The sequence below is a fragment of the Rhizobacter sp. P2_H2 genome (assembly GCF_056403375.1).
Map to the genome: position 1 here is coordinate 1 of NZ_JBFUFP010000677.1, position 3,015 is coordinate 3,015.

The following is a 3,015-nucleotide window of genomic DNA, read 5'->3' on the forward strand; positions in this document are numbered from 1 at the left end:
GGATCTTCTCCACATAGGTCATCGGCGACACCGCCGCATGCTCGGCGAACAGCCGCAGCAGGTGGCGTGTCGTCACATGCGCGGCGTCGGCAAGCGTGCCGAGCGTCCAGTCGTCGCCAGGCCGCTCGCACACCGCATCCTGCGCGCGGTGCAACGCCGGGTGGATGTGGTGCCGGTGCGCGAGCAGCGGCGACAGCTCGGGGTCGTTCTGCGTGCGGCGCAGGTAGACCACCATGTCCTTCGCGACCCGCGCGGCCAGCGCATCGCCGCAGGCCAGCGCGATCAGGTGCAGCGCGAGGTCGATGCCGGCCGTCACGCCGGCGCTGGTGGCGAGCGCGCCGTCGAGCACGAACACGCGGTTGTCGACCACTTGCGCTTCGGGCGCGAGGCGGCGCAGCATCTCGATGAACGCATGGTGCGTGGTGCAGCGCCGCCCGCCGAGCAGGCCGGCGCGGGCCAGCAGCAGCGTGCCAGTGCAGACGCCGACGAGGCGGTGGTCCTCGCCCGGTTGCAGCAGCGGGCCGATGTCGCGGCGCAGCCAGTCGACGGTGGCCAGCGTCGCCGCATCGGGCCGGCCGAGGGCGGCGGCGGGCTGGCCGACCACCATCAGCCAGGTCGGCGCGGCGAAGCGGTCGGGCAGCGGTTCGAGCCCGGCGACCTGCAGCCCGACCGAACTCGCGGCCTGCGCCTGCGGCCCGACGAAGCGCAGCCGGAAGCGTTCTGGCCGGCCCTGGTCCGCGAGGTGCGTATCGGCCAGCCGGAAGGCCTCGGCCGGCCCGGCGACATCGAGCAGCAGCGTGCGCGGCGGCACGACGATCGCGATGTCGACGCGGGTCATCGCTGTTCGGGTGGCACGCCGCGCAGGCGTTCACGCAACGCGGCCTGCGTGGCGGGGTCGACCGGGCGGTGCTTCACCATGGTCTCGGCRGGGTAGCGGGCCAGGTGGTTGCTGCCCTTCCAGTCGTTCACCGRCCGCACCGGGCGCGGCACGAAGCCGCCGCCGYAATTCGGGCAGACGTTGCCGAGCACGTTGTCGACGCAGTTCGCGCAGAAGGTGCATTCGAAGCTGCAGATGCGCGCATCGATCGATTCCGGCGGCAGCGCGGTGTTGCAGTGTTCGCAGGTGGGGCGGAGCTGGAGCATGGCGGGCTTTCGTGGCGGGAGGATGCCACGATAGGCCGGCAGGCCCGATTCGTCGCCGCGTCCGCCGACCTGGATCGATCAGTTCCGGACCAAACCCGCTGCCAGTCCCCGCACCGCCGCCCCCGCCGCATCGCGCGCCTGCTCCCACACCTGCTGCTTCCACTGCGGCGTGTCGACGTAGAACGCGTCGCGCGTCTGCTGCTTGATCTGCGCGCGCTGGTCGGCCGGCGCCTCGGGGTGGTTCTCGACCCACTGGTCGGCCCGCAACGCCTCGATCATCTGCATGATCGGCAGCGTCCCGTACTCGAGCGCGATGCCGGTGTACTCGGCCTGCGGGCATTCGTCGTAGGCGGCCGACCACATCAGCCCGGTCAGCAGCGGCGAGCTGGAGCTGCCGTCGTAGATCGACGTGATGCCGTCGCCCCACCAGGCGCGGGCCCGCTGCAACGCTGCCGCATCGTCGCGGCACGCGAAGATGCGCTCGCCGACGCCGGTCGGCCCGAGCCCGGTGTGCAGGTCGATCCAGCCGAGCCGTGCAGCACGCCGCCCGTGCTGCTGCAACACATGGCGCAGCGTGACGTGGCTCCAGGTCGGGTTGCGCCCGCCGTAGAACAGGCCCTCGGGGTGGTCGTACTGGCCGCCCGAGACGGCTGCCTGCAACGCCTCCATGCCGCGCTGCTGCACGAACTGGCCGACGCGCATCATCACCTCGGGCGACGGCGGCCACATCGGCGGCACCAGCAGCCCGGCCAGTTCGTCGTAGCCCGGGTTGGCCGGCAGCGGCCGGCTGAAATCGTGGAAGTTGCGGTTCAGGTCGACGTTCTCGTGCGTCGTGCGGCGCCACCACGAGAAGCCGTAGGGGTTCAGCGCGTGGATGTAGAGCACCGCCACGCCGGCCGCGTGCGCCGATGCACGCCACGCCGCATCGCCGAGCAGCCCGACCTGGATGCCCGAGCCGCAGAAGCCCTCGACGCCGTGGCAGGCGCTGCTGATGATCAGCAGCCGGCTCGCATCGGCCGGGCCGTCGCGCACCACGTCCATCGCGAGCGTCTCGCCGTCGCGGCCGAGCAGCGGGTGCACATGGGTCTCGACGTCGAGCTTGGCCGCTTCGGCGGCGGCCAGGAACTTGCCGCGCGCCTCGGCGTAGGTCTGCGCGAACAACGCTTCGGTGTTCATCGTGCCGGCCTCAGCGCCGCGGCTGCGAGAGCCATTGTTCGGCCAGGCGCACCCACAAGGTGGCGCCGAGCGGAATCAGGTCGTCGTTGAAGTCGTAGCTCGGGTTGTGCAGCATGCACGGGCCCATGCCGTGGCCGCCGATGCGGTGGCTGCCGTCGCCGTTGCCGATCAGGAAATAGCAGCCGGGCTTCTCGAGCAGGAAGTAGCTGAAGTCCTCGGCGCCCATCGTCGGCTCGAACTCCTGCACGTTCTCGGGCCCGACCACGTCGGCCATCACGCCGCGCACGAACTCGGTCTCCGCCGGGTGGTTGATGGTGGGCGGGTAGTTGCGGGTGAACTCGAACTCGCAGCTCGCATCGAACGCGGCGCACAGGCTCTCGCTCACCTCCTTCATGCGCTTCTCGATCAGGTCGAGCACCTCGAGCGTGAAGGTGCGCACCGTGCCCTGGATCTCGACGCTGTCGGGTACCACGTTGGTGGCCTCGCCGGCATGGATCATCGTCACCGAGATCACGCCGGCATCGATCGGCCGCTTGTTGCGCGTGATGATGGTCTGGAAGCCCTGCACCAGCTGGCAGGCGATCGGCACCGGGTCGATGCCGTTGTGCGGCATCGCGGCATGCGAGCCCTTGCCGCGGATCACGATGCGGAACTCGTTGCTCGACGCGAAGCACGGGCCGTTCTTCAGTGCGAACT

General features: G+C 70.7%; 4 protein-coding genes. All 4 read right to left on the reverse strand.

The window, feature by feature from the left end; genetic code table 11:
- Nucleotides 1–838: GlxA family transcriptional regulator (locus tag AC1D15_RS24525; protein WP_477828025.1), on the reverse strand; the 838-nt coding region annotated here is incomplete at its 3' end.
- Nucleotides 835–1,143: a DUF1272 domain-containing protein gene (locus tag AC1D15_RS24530; protein ID WP_477828026.1), complete on the reverse strand. Its 309-nt coding sequence runs from the start codon at nt 1,141–1,143 to the stop codon at nt 835–837. The genes AC1D15_RS24525 and AC1D15_RS24530, both read right to left, overlap by 4 nt.
- A 78-nt stretch (nt 1,144–1,221) precedes the next feature.
- Nucleotides 1,222–2,319 carry a M14 family metallopeptidase gene (locus AC1D15_RS24535; RefSeq protein ID WP_477828027.1) on the reverse strand — a complete coding sequence of 366 codons (1,098 nt, stop codon included), beginning with the start codon at nt 2,317–2,319 and terminating at the stop codon, nt 1,222–1,224.
- 10 nt (nt 2,320–2,329) lie between these two features.
- On the reverse strand, nt 2,330–3,015 hold a 686-nt coding region (locus AC1D15_RS24540), incomplete at its 5' end, for an amidohydrolase (RefSeq protein WP_477828028.1).

Excerpts from the sequence above, each read along its gene's own strand:
- AC1D15_RS24535 (WP_477828027.1), bottom strand. The coding sequence starts at position 2,319 with ATGAACACCGAAGCGTTGTTCGCGCAGACCTACGCCGAGGCGCGCGGC.